Origin of the sequence: Nannocystis bainbridge (genome assembly GCF_028368995.1) — a bacterium.
GTDB lineage: Bacteria > Myxococcota_A > Polyangia > Nannocystales > Nannocystaceae > Nannocystis > Nannocystis bainbridge.
In genome coordinates this window covers 1,908,388-1,924,631 of sequence record NZ_JAQNDL010000003.1, presented here as the reverse complement: position 1 = coordinate 1,924,631, position 16,244 = coordinate 1,908,388, and the positions used below count along the sequence as shown (strand labels likewise).

General features: G+C 68.9%; 12 protein-coding genes. All 12 read right to left on the bottom strand.

The genetic code is table 11. The features are described 5' to 3' along the window. Position 1: 1 nt before the first annotated feature. Genes POL25_RS32780 through POL25_RS32725 form a run of 12 tightly spaced genes read right to left on the bottom strand, consistent with a single transcriptional unit; the run spans position 2 to position 16,244 of the window. Positions 2-196 carry a hypothetical protein gene (locus POL25_RS32780; protein ID WP_272090236.1) on the bottom strand — a complete coding sequence of 65 codons (195 nt, stop codon included), beginning with the start codon at positions 194-196 and terminating at the stop codon, positions 2-4. Continuing rightward, positions 193-8,412, bottom strand: a complete 8,220-nt coding sequence (locus tag POL25_RS32775; RefSeq protein ID WP_272090235.1) for an SNF2-related protein — start codon at positions 8,410-8,412, stop codon at positions 193-195. Before POL25_RS32775 ends, POL25_RS32780 begins: the two co-directional genes overlap by 4 nt. A 37-nt stretch (positions 8,413-8,449) precedes the next feature. Continuing rightward, on the bottom strand, positions 8,450-8,665 hold the full coding sequence (locus POL25_RS32770) for a hypothetical protein (protein WP_272090234.1): 216 nt from the start codon (positions 8,663-8,665) through the stop codon (positions 8,450-8,452). Positions 8,666-8,674: 9 nt separating this feature from the next. After that, a complete protein-coding gene (locus POL25_RS32765; protein ID WP_272090233.1) occupies positions 8,675-9,070 on the bottom strand; it encodes a hypothetical protein in 396 nt (131 codons plus the stop codon). Position 9,071: 1 nt separating this feature from the next. Further along, entirely contained in the window at positions 9,072-9,896 is an 825-nt protein-coding gene (locus tag POL25_RS32760; protein WP_272090232.1) for a hypothetical protein, read from the bottom strand. A 38-nt stretch (positions 9,897-9,934) separates the two neighbouring features. Then, positions 9,935-11,869, bottom strand: a complete 1,935-nt coding sequence (locus tag POL25_RS32755; RefSeq protein ID WP_272090231.1) for a hypothetical protein — start codon at positions 11,867-11,869, stop codon at positions 9,935-9,937. Further along, on the bottom strand, positions 11,842-12,159 hold the full coding sequence (locus tag POL25_RS32750) for a hypothetical protein (RefSeq protein ID WP_272090230.1): 318 nt from the start codon (positions 12,157-12,159) through the stop codon (positions 11,842-11,844). Before POL25_RS32750 ends, POL25_RS32755 begins: the two co-directional genes overlap by 28 nt. Positions 12,160-12,211: 52 nt before the next feature. Next, positions 12,212-13,225 (bottom strand): hypothetical protein, encoded by a 1,014-nt coding sequence (locus tag POL25_RS32745; protein ID WP_272090228.1) that lies wholly within the window; start codon positions 13,223-13,225, stop codon positions 12,212-12,214. Further along, the gene (locus POL25_RS32740; RefSeq protein WP_272090227.1) at positions 13,222-14,073 is read right to left on the bottom strand and encodes a hypothetical protein; all 852 of its coding nucleotides are present in this window, start codon (positions 14,071-14,073) and stop codon (positions 13,222-13,224) included. The genes POL25_RS32745 and POL25_RS32740 overlap by 4 nt, the downstream gene beginning before the upstream one ends. Next, on the bottom strand, positions 14,070-14,816 hold the full coding sequence (locus POL25_RS32735; RefSeq protein WP_272090226.1) for a hypothetical protein: 747 nt from the start codon (positions 14,814-14,816) through the stop codon (positions 14,070-14,072). The genes POL25_RS32740 and POL25_RS32735 overlap by 4 nt, the downstream gene beginning before the upstream one ends. 46 nt (positions 14,817-14,862) lie before the next feature. Continuing rightward, entirely contained in the window at positions 14,863-15,588 is a 726-nt protein-coding gene (locus tag POL25_RS32730) for a hypothetical protein (RefSeq protein ID WP_272090225.1), read from the bottom strand. Between the two features lie 8 nt (positions 15,589-15,596). Next, positions 15,597-16,244: a hypothetical protein gene (locus POL25_RS32725; protein ID WP_272090224.1), complete on the bottom strand. Its 648-nt coding sequence runs from the start codon at positions 16,242-16,244 to the stop codon at positions 15,597-15,599.

Here is a 16,244-nt window from a genome sequence, read left to right as displayed (position 1 = left end):
CTCATCGCCTCCCGATCTGGTAGCCGACGCTCAGGCCGAGGCCCAGCGCGAGGGTACCCGCGAGGATGCCGAGGCCCGTCCGCAGGCCCTGCATCTGCCTGAGGTCGGTCGCCAGCCGCTCATGGAGGCGCCTTTGCTCGTCACGGAGCTGCTCAAGCCGCTCCTGCGTCCGCTGCATGAACTGTTGCTCGGTCATGGTCTCACCTCCCCCTCGCCGCCCTCGATCGCGGCCTTGTCCTCGGGCCGTACCGGCAGGTGCGGCGGTGTCACGGTGATGTCGATCTGCCCTTCGCCGCAGCTCTTTGCTATCTCGGCCGCCGCAGCGCTGATGCGTCGCAGAGCCTCGTGCATGCGTCGGACGGCGTCGGCGGTGCTGCCCTCAATCATCCGGCTGCGGGCGGTGTCGTAATACGCCTTGGCCTGCTCGAAGGCGACGGTCGCGCGCGCCTTGGCGGTGCCCTGGCAGAGCGGCGCACCAAGCATCATGGCGGCCCAGTAGAGCAACACGCGGACGTCCCGAAGGGTGTCGGGGGCCCGGAGGAGGCCGTCGTGGAAGTCGCCGATCTTTTGATAGAGCTCGGTGATGAATCGTGCGTCGCGTACGCGACGATGCACAAGCGACCTGGGATCGAGAGCGCCCGTGTGCTCGAACGAGAGCATGCGCTCGTCATCCGCGCGCTCGACGGTCGGCCGAAACGCTCTGCGGCGTTCTGCCTCGGCGTGCTCCATCGGCGAATTCACGAGCAGATGCACGGTCATGCCGATGGGGATCCGGCGGAGCGACGCGCGGCCACGATCGTCGGCACGTTCGAGGACAAATTCCTTTCTCATGTCACCGAACACCACTCCCTCGGGGACGAGCACTTCATCGTTGGGCTCCACCACCTTGACCTCGTCGAGCGGAAGCTCGCGCAGAACCTCAGCCCACAGCCTGGCGAGGAGCTCTCGCGGCGAGGCGTCCGGCGAGCGGCGCAGCACGAGGGCGGCGTCCATGAGCCGTTCGGTCTCGAGCCAGCGCTCGAGCTCGTCGGCGGTGAGCCACGCAGGCTCGGCGAGGTCTCGCAGAGCTTCTGCGATCTGCTGGTGCCCGTCGGTGCGAGCGGTGTCCTTGCTCGCATCCCGGCGCGCGCCGAGCGACAGGCTGCGACGCTCCATCATGTCAATGAGCCCCTGGATCGGCGAGGGGATCGCGGTCTTCTGTTGACCATTCTCGTCCTCATCGGTCGCTTCTTCCTCACGGACCTCGAAAGCGGCCCACAGAGCACGATCCAGGCGCTCAAGAATCGTGTCTTGCTCGGCCTGCGGGGTCCGGGTATCGAGCCAGCGGACGTCGTCGACGTTCTCATCGATGATGTCGATGGCGGCGACAGCGGCGTCCGGGTCGCGGCCCTCGGGGTACACGACGAGCACGTGGCCGTTGGGGCGCGTGCGGAGCTGCGCGAGGCGCCAGCGCGGCGAGGCGTTGAAGGTGTCGAGCACGACGTCGACGAGCCGTTGGCGGGAGCCTGTGGTTTGCGGAACCACGCGGCTCCTCGGCTTGCTGTGGCCGCTGTCGCCTTTGAGCTTCTCGGCGGTCTTGCGCGCCCGCTCGACGATCGGCAGGTAGCTCTTGCCGCTGGCGACCGCGGTCTCGGCCTGGGTGACGTAGTACGCGTACTTCTTGATCGGCAAGCCCAGCGCCTTGATCGCGCTGCGGGCCTCTTCGTAGGGCTGGCCGGAGTCGCTCACGGGCGGCGCGCTGGCAGGTGCTGCCGCTGGGCTTCCGATTTCGGTCAGCTTGGCCCGGCCCGCCGCGGTCGTCCTGAAGTGGGGGGCTCCGCCCTTCTTGTTCTCCAGGGCTTCTACCAGTCCACGGGCGATCAGGCTGTCCCGGGTCGCATCATGGACACCTGGCCAGAAGTACATGTCATAGGGCTTTGCTTCCTCCTCGGCGCGGAGGGCAGCGAGGGCCTCGCGCATCACGGGCGACAGCCTCGGCTCGGCGACGACGGGCATACCGAACCAGTGCGCGAACGAGGTCTCTTTCATGGCGATAAGATCCCGGAGCTCAATGGCGATCCAGCCGAAGCTGGCGACGAGCTCGCCGTCTTCGTCGGCGAGTTCGCCCCGGAGATCGATCTCGCTGCCCTGCCGGGGCGCTGCGCGCAGGGTGAGAATCGGTGCGTCCGGCGATTCGCCCACGAAGTCAATCTCGACTTCGTCCCCGCTCGCCTCGCTATGCGGCGTATGATACCGGAAGCGCCCGATCTTGACGCCGCTCAGCAAGGCCCGAAGTCTGCGCGCGAGCTGTTTGGCGGCAGCCTGTCCCGCACGTGGGCGAGTCTCTTCGGTCGTCGCAGGCGGGAGGTCGGCCACGCGCTGGTCGACGTTCTCGGGTCCAGCCGCTTCGCTCCCTGATGCGCCCTGCCGTTGTTTTTCGCTCGTCGAGTAGGTCTCGGCGAAGGCTTGTTCGTGCAGCGAGCGGCGGAATGCCTCGTCGTCGGAGAAGCGGCGGTAGAGCTCGCCGTGAGCCTCGGGGTCCTCGTTGAAGAGGGCCAGCATCACGCGACCGAGCGCTTTGTCGTTTTCGATGCGCGCGTTCTGGGGGTCGGAGTTCTCCCGGGCGTTGCGGTACGCGGGATCGTCCAGCAGGTGTGGCACGATCAAGCGGCGCAGGAAGTTGCGCTCCTTCGAGAGCAGGTCCTGCGGGACCTTGCGGCCCCACCAGGCCAGGCCGATGTCCTTCAGGTTGGTAAAACTCTCGCCGCTCGACGGGGCGAGTTCGAGGAAGCCCTGCCAGCCGGCGCGGGTTGGCGGGACGATCGAGGCGCCGCGGAGCTCCGCGCCCGTAGCGATCGCCAGACCCTCGGCGTCGACCACGGGCACCTGCTCACGCTGGTGCGACCGCGCGAGGCCCTCCGTGATTGGCGTCTCGAAGCGCGGCCACCACTTCTCCAGCCAGGTGTCGCTGGCGCCGCGCCAGCGCAGGCTCTCGAATCGGCCGTAGCGAAAGACCTCGTCGATCTTCTTCTCGATCGCGGCGCCTGTGCGCGCGTCGTCGTCGTCGGGCCACAGCGGGCCGCCATCGCGCGGGAGCTCGCGGGCGGCGATGGGCGTTCCATTGAGCGTGCCGGTGTAGGCGATGAGCTGCCAGCCCGGCGAGCCCGCGGCTCGCAGACCGATCTTGTCGCCCTCGTCGGTGCTGACGATCTGGCCGAACTCGAGATAGTCGAGCTGGTCCGGCGCACCGGCGCGGGGCCGGGCGACGCGCAGACCCTCGTAGACCGGTGCGCCACCGTTCTCGGGGATGATCATGTCCGCGTCGCGGACCGCGTACATCCACGGCGCCCACGGCCACGCGTCCGGGCTGACTTGCTCGAGGTCGGCGAGGCGCTGTTCACCCTCATCGCGCAGACGGGCGGCGCGCTCCGGGTCGGCGCTCGTGCGAGCGTCGCGGAAGCGGCCTGCCGCCTGCCGCAGCAGACGCGCGGCCTCCTTGGCGATCCTGGCGCGTGCCTCCTCGGCCTGGCGCTTCCGCTTTTCCTCGAGCAACGCGCGCGTCTTCTCCTTGTTGCGCGAGATCATCAACAAGATGTCCTCGGGCGTGAGTTGCTGCTGCGCCGCGGGGTTGTTGGTGTCGCGGACCTGCGACTTGATCAGCTCACCGAGCCAGCCGGCCTTGCCATCGATGAGCGAGAATCGGTAGCCATCGGTCGAGCCGTCGGCGAAGTAGTAGAAGATCTGGACGGTGCCGAGCGTGTTGCCCTGGCGCACGGCCCGGCCGTTGCGCTGCTCGAGGTCGGCGGGGGTCCAGGGCAGATCGAGGTGGTGGATGGTGCAGGTCCGGACCTGCAGGTCGATGCCCTCGTAGGCGACCGAGTTGGCGATGACGACGTCGTACTTCGGCGCGATGGCGCTGTCGGTGGGGCGCGCGCACGTGCCGGGTGCGGGGGGCTCCGAGGAAAGACCGTTGAACTCGCGGGCGATCCGGATCCGGTCGGCGGGGGCGGTCTCCTCGGCGTTGAGGATGGCGATCCGCTCGCGCGGGATTCCGTGCTTCACCAGGACCTCGCGCATCCACTGGTGGACCGCCGTCGGCTCGCAGAAGATGATGTGGCCGCAGTGCGGGCTCGCTGCGACCCGCTTCGCGCATTCGGTCAGCTTCGGGCTCTCGTAGGTCGGGCGACTGAGCCGGACAGAGACGTCGACGGGCTCGCCGTCTTGATAGACGCGCTTCTGGACCGTGCCGCCCTCGAGCGCGGTCTTGTAGCTGTAGCCGTCCTCGAGCGACGCGTGCAAAGCGATCAGCGACAGGCGCGCGAGGAGGCCGAGGATCGCGTAGCTCTCTCCCCCTTCAGGGTTCGGGTTCTCCAGAATGCGCTCGATCTGCGCGACGTAGCGGGCGTACTTCGCCTCCTGCTCCTCGTCCATCGTGATCGTGAGGGTCTCGACCAGCGGGCGCGGCAGCTTGAGGCCGACTTCGGCGGCGGTGCGGAACTCGCCGTAGGTGAAGATGATCGTGCGGAGGTCATCGAGGTTCTTGAAGCCGGTGACGGCGCTCCTCTTCGTGACGTCGAAGGCGGCGTCGAGGACCTCGCGGTACTCGATCTTGAGGAACCGATCGATGAACTGCTCGGGGTCGCGGATGCCGGCCCGGGTGAAGGCGGCGGGGTCGATGAACTGGATCAGGTTGTAGAACTCGAGCGGGCTGTTCTTCGCGGGCGTGGCGGTGAGCAGGACGATGCCGGCGCCGCCGGTCTGGCGGCGCACGGCGGCCGCGCGGAAGTCGACCTGCCAGGCGCGGTCGGAGCCCTCGCCGCCGCCGCCCATGAACTTCGGCACCCCGTCCTCGCGAGCCTGCGGCTTGTAGAGGTTCTTGAATGCGGCGGCTTCGTCGATCACGAGCATGTCGATGCCGAGCTCGTCCCATGCGACGCCAGGGTCGTACTCCCAGTCGGAGGGCAGCGCGAGGATCTCCTCGACCCACGCGCGCACGCCATGCTCGAGCAGCGCCCGTTCGCGCTCGGTCAGCTTGTCGCGCTGCTTGGCGTTCTTCGTCTTTTCCTCGAGCGTCCGCTTGCGGAGGGCGATCGACCGCGAGACGGCCTCGACCTGCTCGACGTAGGCCATCACCGCGCCCTCGTTCATCTTGGTCCGCGCGAGCGCGTCGTAGCTGAGCACGGCGACGTCGGCCTGACCGGTCTGGAGCGCGATCCACTTCTTTGCCCGCTCCTGCGGGGTGTCGGTCTCGGAGGTGATGACGTCCTTTCGGACGCCGCGCGTGATCCGCTTGCGCTTCGAGCCGATCACCACGACGCGGTAGTCGGGCAATGTGCAAAGTATGTCGTCGTGCCACTTCCACACGAGCGAGCCGGGCACGAGGATTACCGGGCGGCGGACCCAGCCCTCCTGGCGCGCGCGGGCGATGATCGCCAAGGCGGTGTAGGTCTTGCCGACGCCGACGTCGAAGGCGACGAGGCCGCCACGCTGCGCGAGCACGCGACGTGCGCCGGCGATCTGGTGTGGCTTGAGCTTCGGCGCGTGCGAGCCCCAGCGGACGATGTCGAGGGGCTCGGGCGAGAAGGTCGGGACGACGCGGCCGCGCGCGATCCGGTTGTAGGCGTGGACGAGCTGCTCGCGTCGGGCTTCGTCGGCGGCGATCCAAGCCTTGAACGACTCGTCCCACTTCTTCGCCAGGGCCATCCGCCGCTCGGCGAGGCTCTGCTTCTTGGCGGCCCGATCCTCGCGGGTCGTAGGCCCGGCGTCGCGCTCCCGCTTCTCCTGCGGCGGCCGGAAAAGCTCGGGGTCGTGATTGTAGTAGCCGAGGAACGCGAGGGTCTCCGGCGCCATCGGGGGCAGGTCCTCGGCCGTGTAGTCGTGGCCGCGGACCTGCACGAAGCCGCCCTTACGTTCGAGCTCGATGGCGCCGTAGCGACCGTTCAACGTCGCGGACATCCAGCCGGCGACGAGGTCCAGCGGGACGTAGCCGTGTTGGGGGCTGATATCGGTGAGGTCATCGAAGACAGCGGGCTTGATCGCCTCGAGCAACCGGCGGACCTGCACCTTGGCCTGCTCGTCGCCGCGTTGGGCACGCTCGACGGCGCGGTCGTGGCGCTCCCACAGATCGTTGCCGGTCAGGTAGGCGTCGCTCGGGAGGAGCTGATCCCACGCATCACCGTCGAGGTTCCAGCCGGCGGCGAGGAGAGCCGCGAGGGTGGCTTCGGTCGAGAGAGTGCCGCCCTGGCGCTGATGGAAGCTCATGAGCTGCGCGACGGTCAGGGCGCGCTGCTGGCGATAGAGCCCCTCGGCCTGGGCGATGACATCGTCGGGTTGGCCGGAGAACTTCGGCGCGACCACCGGGGCCTCGCGCAGCGCGGGGACGACGCTGCCGGTCTTTTCGAAGGCGTTGAGGACCTGCTGGGCCATGGCGAGCTTGCGGCGGCCCTCGGCGAGTTCGCGCAGGGGCTTGGAGCGCCAGGGGTTCCCAAAGCTCGCGGAGAAGTCGCGGAGCGCCGTGTGGAGCTCGGGCCAGAGCTGCGCGGCCCTGTCGGCCTCGTCGGCGCCGACAGCGGCGAGGTAGCGGCCGACGCGGCGGCCGAGCTCGAGCGCCGGGCGCAAATCGTCGTCGACGTCGGCGGGGATGCCGTCGTCCTCGCGCGCGACCGTTTGAAATGTACCGACATCGTCGCGCTGCACGATCGACGTGAGCACGCAGGCGGTGCAGACGGGCCGCGGCTCGAGCGGAGGCAGACCCTTGAAGTCGCCCGTGACCTTGTAGCGCCAGCTCCGCGCCATGCCGGCCTCGTCGTCGCCGGCAAACGAGCCGTCCTCCTTTCCGAGGACGTGGTCCGGGTGATGCTTGAAGTAGTCGCCGTCGAGGATGAAGTCATCGGCCTCGTCGATCTCGGTCAGCTCGCCGCCGCGGCTGCGCCAGAAGACGACGTCCATCACGACCGACGCACCGGGGACCGTCTCGCGCCCCTTGCGATCGTGACTCGGCAGGCGGAAGGCGCCGAGCAGGTGATGGCGACGCAGCAGCTTCTCGCGCAGGTTGCGATTGAGGTTGCCGCTCATGAAGCCGGCGGGGATCAGGAACACGCCAACGCCGCCCGGGACCAGGAGGTCGAGCGCGCGTCGCATGAAGTACGCGAAGGCGCGCTTCTCCTTGTAGAATTCGTCGGGATCCTCGCGGGCCATCGCGCCGCGCTCGCCGTAGGGCGGGTTGGAGACAATGAGGCCGAAGGTGCCCTGATAGCGGGAGCCCTCATCGCGGACCCAGCGCTCGAAGGGCAGGTGGTAGAGGTCGACGTCGGGGCGCAGCGCGCGGAGCAGCGTCGAGCTGACCTTGGAGAACTCGACGGCCGTCCAGGCAATCTTCTTGATCTGGCCGCCGGCCTCGAGCGCGAGGCAGCGGCGTGGGCTGAACGCGCGGATCAGGCGACCGACGCCCGCGCTGGGTTCCAGTGCTCGGACAATGCCGTCGTTGCCGGCTAGCTCCGGCAACAGGGGGCACAAGGTCTCGGCGATCGACTCGGTGATCGCCGTGGGCGTGTAATACTCGTGGATCAGGCCGAAGGACTCGGGGACGAGCTCGGGCGGGAGCATCTTCTTGACGCTGTCGATCGACAGGCCGCCCCAGCCCGAATATTGCGCGAGGGCCTGGAGGTCCTCGGCGGTGAGCTCGCCTGGCTCTTTGGACAGCACGAGGCGCATCGCCTGGAGGTTGGCCTCGGTGCGCCACGACTTGTCGCGCAGGTCGGGCGGGGTCTCGACCTCGCGCAAGGGGGTGGCCGAGGTGCCACCGGCGCGGGCGCGCGTCCACAGGGCCATGGCGTAGCGATCGAAGCGGGCTGCGTCGGCGATGCCGTCACGGAGCTGCAGGACTCGCCTCTGCACCTCCGCCACATCGGCGCGGATCTTCTCCCCGCTGTCCTCGAGGCCAGGGAGGAAGTGCAGCGACTTCTGGGCGTCGCGAACGACGACGACCGAGCCGGCGGAGAAGAGCGCCAGCGAGGGTCGGCTCAGGAGCAGCGGGACCGCGTCCCAGCCAGCTCGTCGCAGGAGAATCGCCTCGGCGCGGAGCTCGGCGTACTCGACGCCAAACGCGCCCGCGGCTTCCTGGCCGGCCGGGTCCCCCTTGCGGGCGAGCATCTTGTCCATGCGCTTCAGGACGCGCTTGACCACGGCGGCGTCGGGCTCCGCGTCCTTCGGCCGCTCGCGCGCGACGATCCTCGCGTAGACCGCGAACTCATCGGCCGTCTTGGGCGGGTCGCCGCGCTTGATCCGGCGCAGCATCATCGCGCGCGCGACGACGGCCTCGAGCATGGGGCGGTTGCGCTGAATGAAGCCGTCGATGTACTCGGGCGAGTAGCTCGGCGACAGCTTGGTGCGCCAGCGGGGCAGGAGCTTGTCGAGGATGGCAGCGGGGGTCATGAGGATCTCCGTATGCGAGGGAGGCGATCGACGGCAGTCAGGCGGCGCGTGCGAGGTAAGCGGCGAACTCCTCGGGAGTCTCCGGCAATGCACCGCACGTGACCTGGCGATCTGCGAGCGCGCGCGCGACGAGTTCCTCGAGCGTGGCGCGGTTTCGACGGACAAAGCCATCGAGCGTCGCCAGCGAGAACTGCCGCGACATCTTCGCGCGCCAGCGCGGCAAGACGATCTTGAGGAGCTCGGCGGGCTTCACAGGTCTCTCCTACGAATGCTCTTCGCCAGTGTCGTGCTCGAGGCGGCAGGGGCCGCAGCCGCAGGTCTTGCCGCAGCCGCCGCAGCCGGGTTTCGCCGGCGGGCCGCCGGGCCAGGCGTCGAAGGTGCCGCCGGGCTGGACGAGGCCCTGGGAGAGCCACGTGGCTCGCTGGGCCTTGAGGCTCGCACCGCCCGCGGCGGAAAGCTCGTAGAGGGCGCCGCGCTGACGCGGCAGCTCGGGGCGATCCTCGACGCGGGCACAATGGACCGCGCCCGCGCCGAGCATCACGCGCCAGCCGTCATGCTGCGCGACGACCTCGTGGGCATCGGCGAGGTTGTAGACGGCCTGGCTGTCGATGTAGCGACGGCCGCCGATCTTGTAGATGGATCCTGGCTGATGAGACATGTCAGTCGTCCTCGTCCTCGTCCTCGTCGAGGGCCTTTTCGATCTCGCTGGTGAAGCCCCTCATCAGCTCCTGATCCTGGGCTGCTTCGGACTTGCTCGGGCCCTTCGGCTCGGGCTCCGGGCTGGCCGGCTTCTCTTCGGGCTTCGGCCCGGCCGGCTTCTCCTTGGCCTTTGGCGCGGGCTTCGGGGGCGCTGACTTCTCCTCGGCCTTGGGCGTGGCCCTTCTCTCCTCGCCCTTCTCGGCCTCCTCGTCGGCCCTCCCCGCCGGCGTCGGGCAAGCGCGCGCGATCTGGCCCGCCGTGACCGGCCCGAACTCGGACTCGGGCCAGCCAGCATCGTGGAGCTCCTGGGCGCGCTTCTTCGCGTTCGCGACTTTGCGGAAGCAGCCGATGTGTTTGGGCCAGGTGCCTTTGAGCTCGTAGAAAAGCGCCCACTGCGTATCCTGGGCGATCAGCGCCTTGAACTGACCTGCACCGGAAGGAGCGGCGAAGCCGTCGTATTCATGATCTTTGACCGGCACCCATTCGAGCGACGTGCGCCGGCTGCCGTTCTGCGGTCCCGCCGGGCGGGTGGCGGGGGACTTCTTCGCCGCGGCCTTGGCCCTCGGTTTGTCCTTCGCGGCGCGTGTCTCTCCCTCGCGCGGCTTCTCGGCTGCGCGCTTGGTTGGGGCCGCGGTGGGCGCCTCGGCCGTGGTCTTGGCCACGCGGGGCGCCTGGTTCGCCGCGCGTTCGGACTTGCTCTGCTTCCCGCGTTCACAAGTGACGCGGCCATCCGAGCTCTGCTCGATGACGACGGTCTCCCCTGATTCGCTCTCCTCGAGCGTCACCTTGACGTGCTGGAGTCCCCACTTCATATTCCACCTCCCTATCGTGCATTGGCTCTTCTGCTCCGCGCGACGCCGACCGCGACGGCGATCGTCGTGGCGAGCGCGGCGCCGCCGAGCACCGCGGGGCCGAGCCATCCGGGGCCGCCGCGGTCCTGCTCGGGACCCGGGTCAAAGGGTAGTCCGCCCTGTGGCGGCACCGGCCGCTCGGGGGCCGGCGTCTTCGGGTCGAGCGCCTCGGCGCCGGGGGAGCCGCGCAGCCCGAGCTTGGCCACTCCGCGCTGGATCGCGTTCGTCGGCACGCCGGCCTCCTTGAGGGCGTTCGCGTACTCGGGGTCGACCTCGCGGGCTGTCTCGTACTCGACCATCATCCGCGACGGGTGCTGAAGCAGGCGCTTGCGCATCTCGATGCAATAGGCGCGCAGCGATGCGTCACGGAAGGCTGCGTAGGCCGGCTTGTCGCCGACGGCGTCGGGGCGGACGTAGGCGCAGTCGAGGCTGCGCGAGAGCCTGCGCCGCTGGAGCTGGGCGACCGCGCGAACGGCCGGGAGCACGATCGCGTCGTCGGCCCGCCTGTACTTCGAGAGCAGCAGCTCGCCGGGCGGCCATGGGACGCACGCCATGCCGGGCCCGCGGGTCTGGGCATACAGCGGCGGCGCGATATATTCCTTGGTCTTGGCGTCGCGCGACCACTTCTGGGGCAGATATCCGCTCTGGGTCCGCGGTTTGTCTTTGAGCACGAGGTCGCTGTACATGCAGGTCGTCCGCGACCGCGGGGTCGCCAGCGCCCCGTTCTGAAAGGTCCCCCGGGTAACCAGGGGAACGGTGGTGCCGTCCATGGCCTCGGGGCGTAGGGCACCGGAGGCGCTGGCGCCGAACCGCCACTCGCCGTGGACCTCGCGCGCGAGGTAGCCGAGGAGCCAGTCCCCGTGGCCCTGGTCGAGCACGGAGGTGTAAAGGGCGCTGAACCAGTCGCGCCACAACTTCTCGAGCGCGACGCAGTCCACCTTGTAGCTGTCGGGGCCGCCTGCCGCGATCTGCTGCCAGGTCGTGCCGGCGAGCTGCTGCAGCGAGGGGTAGAAGTCGCCGGTCTGGGTGAAGTCACCGTAGAGGTGGATCAGGGTGCCGTCGTTGTAGAAGCGCAGCGCCGAGTGTGGCGGCTGTGGGCGGCCGCGGTACTGGAGGATGCCGGCCACACGGAAGGTGCCGGGGAGGCAGCCGTAGGCGCCGTTCCATGCGACTGACTTGCCCGAGAACGGTGCGAGGACCTGACCGATGATGTTGCTCTCGTCGTCCACGCCGTCAGCGAGAGCCCACGGGCGGGCGTCGGTCGGCGGCGAAAACATCGGTGTCCAGTCGACGCCGGCGGCCTCAACCTGTACGAAGGCTCGGACCCACTGCTGATCAGTGTCGCTGCTGTACCGCCGCCATGGCAGGATGGCTCGGCGTTCCGGTGGCACACGATCCCCATCCAGCAATCCCTCGAACAAAGGAATGAGCGCCTGCCCGATGCCCGCGACGATTCCCACGATCCATCCAACGACGGGGACCGCCGTCACCGCGTCGAGCGCCGCATCGAGTGCCACCGAAGCGATCGACGCGACCAGCTTCTCCGGGTCCGTGGTCAACGCGAAGGGCACTTCCGCAAGTACACCTGCGATGGTGTCCTTCTGAGTGTCGATCCAGGAGACCTTGGACCAGATATCAGAGATCAGATCGCCTGCCTGCGTCGCCTTTGTCTTCCAAAGGATTTGGGTGGCGCTATTCCATGCCTGCCCTCCCGCGCGAGTGAGAAGCTCGCGGCCGACGGAGTGAGAGCCGCTCCCGGACGCGCGCTTCATCAGCGCCTGAAAGGCATCATCGGCGTAGGAGTCAGCGCCCGGAAATGGGCTGACGAAGAGATCTGGAACGCGGTCGAAAAGGCGGCTGTTCGGATCGATGAGCATGATCAGTCCGGTTTCGTCGCCGCGCACCATTCGGTGATGCATTCGAGCGGCGTGGCCAGGGTTTGGGGGCAAGCGCCCTGATCGTCACATGCGATCTGGCATTGCCCGGCATGACACTCATGCTTCCAACCGTCGATGGGCTGGCAGTCCGAGTCCTCGACGCACTCCTCCTCGCAATAGCCTGCGTAGCAGGAGAGGCCTTCGTCGCAGACTTCGGGAGCACAAGGCTCGCCAAAACTGTTGCGGTCGTCTTCTTCGCAGCCGATGCTATCGGCGAGGAGGAGCAGGAGGGCGGGGACGATGAGGTTGCGAGCGTTCATAGGCGCAGCGTAGACCAGCGCGGTTCCGCCCGTCGAGCTATCGGGACAGCGTTCAGCCAGCACGAGCCACCTCCTCGACGTGTCGTCGCAGGCATGGGTCGGCCGAACACTCGGCGATCCGCTGGATGTCGGACGGCAGCGCGACGAGTGCCCGGAGCGCTGCGCGCCGCACTGCGAAAAAGCAGGCGAAGCGGCGGAGGGCGTAGTTATATGCCGGTGCGGCGATCCGACCGCGGGGGCCGGGCAGGCCGGCGAGGTGCAGGCTGCCTTGATGGACATACAGGAAGCCCGCGCGGCGGTAGAGATGTCCGGCTACAGCGCGGCCGGACTGATAGACCGGCAGGCGGGCGATGAGCGGCGCGGTGTGGGCGGTGAAGTGCTCAAAGATCGCCGCGACCTGGCGGGCGTCCTGGTGGAGGTTCCCACCGGGCTCGAGCAGCCGCGCCATGGCCCGCATGCCGGTGATGGCGGGCATGGTCGCGCCCGAGGCCCAGCGCGCTCCCACGGCGGTCCCGTCGATCCGCGAGCTGTAGACCCACGGGAAGGTGCCGAGGTGCAGCACGAGCGGCGTGGTCCAGCCGCACGCGCTCTCTGCCCGCGGCGGGGGGCCGTTCCAGCCGTCGCCGAAGTAGCCCGGCGCCGTATCGGAATAGAACGCGCGGCGGAGCTGGCCGCCATCGTCGTAGCAGGCGCCCGCGGCGAGGGTCGTCGGGTCGGCCGTCACACGCCACAGCTCGCCCCGCTCTTGGCCCACTGCGAGGAGTTGCGCGAGCACGGCATCCTGCGTGCGCGCGTGGCTGTCGGAAAGGCCAGGTCGCTGCCCCCGGAGCCAGCGCGCGAACGCGTCGACGCCGGCCTGGTTGGTCGCGGTCACGCGGTCGCGGACGACGCGGAGCGGGGCGAGCGTCGCCTCTAGCTCCTGCGAAAACCCGAGCAGCTCGGCGATCGCCTGCCACTCCACGCGATACCAGGCATGCACGTCCATCGGCGAGCGCAGGTCGAAATCGCCGACGAGGTCGGCGAGCCCGCGGATGCCCTCGCCGTAGCAGCTGAGGTCGGGGGTCATGCGAGCTCCTTGGGCAGGGCGCCGGCGAGGCCGGCGAACACAGCGGGCACGCCGGGCCATGCCGAAGCGTCGAGCTTCGGCGGGATCGTCGTCGCGTCGGTCAGTTCGATGCCGAGGGCGACCGCGTCGATGAGGAACCGGGCGCGGACGTCATGGTATTTGGTCCCGCCGCGCCCGCTGCCGAGCAGCGACGGGTTGGCCCAGCCGACCTTGATGTCGGCGATGTCGTCGACGCGGTAGTTCCTCAGGATCCGCTGCATGTACACGGCAGCGCCGAAGGCCGCGGCACGTGGCTGAAAGACCAGCTCGGGTGGCGCGTTCAGGAGCGGGGCCCTGCTGCCGACCTCGGGCACGCCGGTCCACAGGAAGTACGGCGCGAGCGCCCCGAACAGGCCGCCGCTGCCGAACTCTGCGGCCTGCTCGCCGTAGCGCAGTGGCGGATTCTTCGCCTTGTTGTTGTCGTAGGCGAGCCGCGAGCCGTCGCGCTCGTCCTGCTCGCCGGTCGCGTTGCCGTTGTGCGCCGTCGTGACGAAGCGCGACTCGCGGTAGGAGATCGTAGCGAACACGCGGGCCGAGCCCGGGATCCTCGCTACCTCTTCCATCAGCACGAAGAGCGGCCGGAGGTCGACCGGCGTCTCGCCCCAGTTGGACGAGAGGTCGCCCTTGACGTGGGCGGCCTTCGGCAACGGCGCCAGCTCGATCGCCGGTGCAGGCCCAGTACCGGGACCGGACGGGGGTGTAAACGTGGGAGGGCTCGCCGCGCTCGCGCGACGGCTGTAGAGGAGCGCCCCGCCCACGCCCGCGACGCCGAGCGCGGTGCCCAGCGTGACCCAGATCCCGCGGTTCACGGCTGCTCCTCCTGTTGCGAGAGCACGTCCTCGAGCTCGCGGCGGCTGCGGCTCTGGCTGACGGCGTAGACCGCCACGCCGGTGGCGAGGACGACGGCGGCCCCCGCCGCGAGCACGGCGGGGTGCTTCCACGTGATCTCCGCCGGCGTCGCCGGTGGTTGCGGCGCAGGCAGATCCTTCGTCGCGGGCTCGGTCGGTCCGGGCGACGGCGACGGCGCCGGGGCGCCGCTCGTCGCGCCGTTCGTGTCCTTCGAGACCTGTCCGGAAGTGTTGCCCATCATGCTGACCCACCCCTGCGGGCCGATCGACTTCGTGATCGTCTGCGTGTCCCAGGTATCGAGCGCCCTCTGCAGCGGCTCCCATTCAGCGAACTCGGGCGAACCCGGCTCGGGGAGCCGATTGCCTGGGTCGAGGTCAGCCGAGTCCGCCTGGCCGCGGATCAGCACGAGCAGCGCCGGGACCAAGGCGGGTCTCGGCACTCCGACGATGCTCCCGAGGCTGACGCCCGTTCCGCCGCGTGGCGCCACCAGCTGGACGGCGGACCAGGGCCACGCGCTCGTCGGCAGCCTCTGCACGCGAGCCATGAAGTCGGCGCGCGCCGCGTCCGTGGCATCGTCGTAGGCCGCCTTGATGAGCAGCTTGACGTCTTCCTCGCGTAGCTGACGCTCGGGTCCCTTGAGGGTGCGCTCGGCCGCCGACAGCTCCACGAGGCGGGCGACGCGATGTCTATCGATGACGGCCATGGTGATGCTCCTTGAAGAGGGGAGGAAGTCTCGGCGCGCGCCCGAATTAGTCGGCGACCCAGGTCCACTGCTCGCCGTTGTTCATGATGAATCCGCTGCGCTGGATGGCCTGAGCGATCACGCCGCCGGCGAACGAGTCACCTGCGGCGGCCATGAGCGTGGGTATGCCGGGACCCTTGCGCGTCACCGTGAGGACGGCGTCGAGCGGCACGATCACCCGCGGGGGGAGGGTGAGGTTGCCGGCGTTGACGCTGTCGTAGATGACGTGGAGCGTGCCGAGCCATCCCGGCACGGCGGCATTCGCGGTGAAGCGGGCCATGCGGACGCCGGTGTCACGCGCCTTGAACGCGGCGTCTGACCATTCGTAGAGGCGGGAGCCGAGTTCGTTGACGCCGCCGATACTCTCGACCAGCAGCTCGAGCTTGACGAGCCCTTGCGGCGAGCTGACCACGCGGATTTCGTCGCTGGGACGAACGAGCGTGAGTCGCAGGTTGTCGGCGCTCGGGGTGAACTGCGCCCGGGTATGCGTCGGCGCACCGGTCCGCACCTCGATCATGGTCTGCGGGTCGAGCGGATTCACGGTCAGCAAGGAGGCGTGGAGAAGGTAGGGATCGCCGGCGGGAACATGCCCCCAGAGGCCAGCGGGCAGAATCCCCGCCGGGGATTCCAGCTCCGCCTCGTCCCAGCCCTCGACCAAACGAAAAGTCGGGGCCTGTGTGACGGGAGTCTGGCCATCGAAACCGCCGCGGATGACGAGCTTGATCTTGTTCACGGCGGCTCCTACTTGGCGGCGGAGTTCTTGCACCCGCTCTGACAACTGTGGCCGGTCGCGCAAGCGCTGCAGCACTTGACCGCGTTGGCGTGCTCGACGTGGAGGCGGATGTTCTCGATCTGGTTGGCGTTGCCCGTGTGCGAGATCCGGACCCGCAGGCGGTTGTTACCGCCGATGCAGCAGTGCTCGCCGAGGGCGAGCGGGATCGGGAGCTTGCCTACGCCGATCACGGTATTGTCTGCATTATAGATCTCGCTGCCGAACTGGATCGCGTCGAGCGGCTCGGTATCGACGAACCATTCGATCTTGATCTCGTCGTGGTTGTTGCCATTGTTGGCGAGCCGGTACCGCAACATGTAGCAGCCGGTCGCCCAGGGCGGATAGGCTGCCTGCGACAACATGACGGAAGAGCCGGGTGCGACCGGGATCTTGCCCTCGACGGCCTGGTCGATGTTCGTACGGCCGCCACGGCGGAACCGGGCCACCGTGATCGGGGCATACAGCAGGTTGTCGCAGCCGCTCGTCGGCACGCCGAGGCCGCAGGCCGGCGGCTCGGTCTGCCCGGCCGGCAACGCGGCCGGGTTGCCCATGCGTGCCAGGTTCTGGGCGATCTCGCGGCCGAGGAATTCCATCTTCTCTTGTGTATCCGTATCCAT

Bases quoted from the DNA above. Each gene is read 5' to 3' on its own strand.
- POL25_RS32780 (WP_272090236.1), bottom strand. From the start codon at position 196: ATGACCGAGCAACAGTTCATGCAGCGGACGCAGGAGCGGCTTGAGCAG.
- POL25_RS32765 (WP_272090233.1), bottom strand. From the start codon at position 9,070: ATGTCTCATCAGCCAGGATCCATCTACAAGATCGGCGGCCGTCGCTAC.
- POL25_RS32735 (WP_272090226.1), bottom strand. From the start codon at position 14,816: ATGGCCGTCATCGATAGACATCGCGTCGCCCGCCTCGTGGAGCTGTCG.
- POL25_RS32750 (WP_272090230.1), bottom strand. From the start codon at position 12,159: ATGAACGCTCGCAACCTCATCGTCCCCGCCCTCCTGCTCCTCCTCGCC.
- POL25_RS32745 (WP_272090228.1), bottom strand. From the start codon at position 13,225: ATGACCCCCGACCTCAGCTGCTACGGCGAGGGCATCCGCGGGCTCGCC.
- POL25_RS32755 (WP_272090231.1), bottom strand. From the start codon at position 11,869: ATGGTGCGCGGCGACGAAACCGGACTGATCATGCTCATCGATCCGAAC.
- POL25_RS32775 (WP_272090235.1), bottom strand. From the start codon at position 8,412: ATGACCCCCGCTGCCATCCTCGACAAGCTCCTGCCCCGCTGGCGCACC.
- POL25_RS32725 (WP_272090224.1), bottom strand. From the start codon at position 16,244: ATGGATACGGATACACAAGAGAAGATGGAATTCCTCGGCCGCGAGATC.